The sequence below is a fragment of the Methylobacterium sp. GC_Met_2 genome, assembly GCF_026540795.1.
GTDB lineage: Bacteria > Pseudomonadota > Alphaproteobacteria > Rhizobiales > Beijerinckiaceae > Methylobacterium.
This window is the reverse complement of record NZ_JALNUM010000241.1, coordinates 1-2,219: the sequence shown is the minus strand read 5'-3', so window position 1 is coordinate 2,219 and position 2,219 is coordinate 1. Positions and strand designations below refer to the sequence as shown.

3 protein-coding genes are annotated in these 2,219 nt (G+C 57.9%); all 3 read left to right on the top strand.

The genetic code is table 11. The features are described from left to right. Positions 1-458: 458 nt before the first annotated feature. The 3 genes from OXS49_RS33195 (at position 459) to OXS49_RS33185 (ending at position 2,171) form a co-directional block, all read left to right on the top strand. Positions 459-695 (top strand): hypothetical protein, encoded by a 237-nt coding sequence (locus OXS49_RS33195; RefSeq protein WP_267428745.1) that lies wholly within the window; start codon positions 459-461, stop codon positions 693-695. Positions 696-855: 160 nt separating this feature from the next. After that, a complete protein-coding gene (locus tag OXS49_RS33190) occupies positions 856-1,557 on the top strand; it encodes a response regulator transcription factor (protein WP_267428744.1) in 702 nt (233 codons plus the stop codon). Positions 1,558-1,649: 92 nt separating this feature from the next. Further along, positions 1,650-2,171: a MucR family transcriptional regulator gene (locus OXS49_RS33185; protein WP_244006424.1), complete on the top strand. Its 522-nt coding sequence runs from the start codon at positions 1,650-1,652 to the stop codon at positions 2,169-2,171. Positions 2,172-2,219: the final 48 nt, after the last annotated feature.

The window sequence follows — 2,219 nt, the reverse complement described above, 5'->3', positions numbered from 1 at the left end:
ATACTCGGCCTGCTCATTGCCTGCTGTATGCAGACCGGCCCGACCAATTGCTGATCGATGCCGAAACAAGCGATCACCGCGCAGGCGGTCGCGATCATGCGAGGAGAGGGAATGTTGCAAGCGCGGATCCTCCCCAACCATTGTATTCCGTCGAAAGCCCTGGCCAACTGGTTGCCGAGCGATCTCCGCTACTACGTCGTCTCGACGAAACGCGACCTAGCAACCTTCGCTCCGGTCCACAGACCGAACTCCACTGAGCCGAACCACCTCATTGCGGACTCCGGCCCGCATACTGCGGGGTGAAATCTTTCGCACCAGCTGCCAGCGACTCATGACATTCATCTGCAGCGGCTATCGTCCTAAAGCGAGAAGCGTCGAAGCTGTCCGGCTACAGGTTGATGCGGACTGGCGGGCGATCGTGTTGGGTGTAGGCTGGCGGTCTATACGGAGGCGTTACGATGGCACGGACAGAGCGAGGGCAGTGTCGGTTCACCGTGAAAGAGGATGCTGAAGGGCGCCCATTCATCGCCCTCGAGCCTCTCGGCGGTGCGGTTGAGACTTTCGGCGATGTGGTCCTCGACCTGACTCTGCGGGCCAGCGTCAACTACGCCCATGCCCAGCAGATCGCGGAGATCCTAAATGATCACGTGACCGGCCTATCGGTCACGTTCACAGACAAAAAGGCGAACGGATAAATTGATGAGCGCGAAGAGTATGCTTAGCCGTTCCAGCCCGGAGTTGAAGGGCTTTTGGACGGGCGGTGCGGTTCGTCACTGAGCGCTGAACAGCGGGCGTTCTCGTTAACGGTTCGGTAAAATTGCCCATGTATGAAGCCTTAACTTTTGAGGTGGTTTCATGCGTGTTCTCCTGATCGAAGACGATGCCACCGTTTCTCAAAGCATTGAGCTGATGCTCAAGTCCGAGAACTTTAATACCTTCACCACCGATTTGGGGGAAGAGGGTGTCGATCTCGGCAAGCTGTATGATTACGACATCATCTTGCTTGATCTGAACCTGCCCGATATGTCGGGCTATGAGGTCCTGCGCTCGCTGCGCGTGGCGAAAGTGAAGACGCCGGTTCTCGTCCTCTCGGGCTTGGCCAGCATCGAGGACAAAGTGAAGGGCCTCGGGTTCGGGGCGGACGACTATCTCACCAAGCCGTTCCACAAGGACGAGCTGATCGCGCGCATTCATGCCATCGTGCGTCGCTCGAAGGGCCACGCCCAATCGACGATCACGATCGACGATCTCGTGATCGACCTTGACGAGAAGCTGGCTTCGATCGAGGGTAAACGTGTCCCGCTGACGACGAAGGAGTACCAGTTGCTGGAACTCCTTGCACTCCGGAAGGGCTCGACGATCACGAAGGAGATGTTCCTCAACCACCTCTACGGTGGCTTGGACGAGCCGGAGCTAAAGATCATCGACGTCTTCATCTGCAAGCTGCGCAAGAAGCTCGCCAACACCAGCTCGGGTAAGAACTACATCGAGACCGTCTGGGGACGCGGATACGTGATGCGAGATGGCATCAGCGAAATCCGCGCGATGGCAGGTTAAAAATCTCTTATTCGACAAAGAAATTCTTTAATTCGCGTTGATTTCTAGTGTTCGCCGGCACATACGTTCTGCTTCGATTGAGCAGGTGTGCCGTGGATGAGAACGCAGAGACCGTCGAGACAGCTGCCGTCGATTATATCGAATTTACGGCCGAAATTGTCTCAGCCTATGTGTCGAGGAATTCGGTACGACCCACCGATATGGCGGAGCTGATCGCCTGCATACACAATGCGCTCACCGGGCTCGGCCAGAGCAGCGCGACTGAAGCTCCGGCGACCGAGAAGCTTACCCCCGCTCAGATCCGAAAGTCGGTCACGCCGGACGCCATCATCAGCTTCATTGACGGCAAACCGTACAAGGCGCTCAAGCGCCATCTCAACGGCAACGGCATGACGATCGAGCAATACCGCGAGCGCTTCGGCTTGCCGCGGGACTACCCCTCGACGGCAGCCAACTACTCGGCCCAGCGCTCGGCCCTTGCTAAAAACTTTGGGCTTGGCCAACAGCGCAAGAAGGCCGCTCCTGCGACTGAAGAGTTCGAGGAGACGGTCTCGGAGAAGCCGAAGCGCCCTCCTGGGCGGCCGCGGAAACACAAGACGGCTGCCGAGGGGTAGTAGCAGGGAGGCTACGGATCCCTCCACCTCGGATCCCTCTCCTCCTGC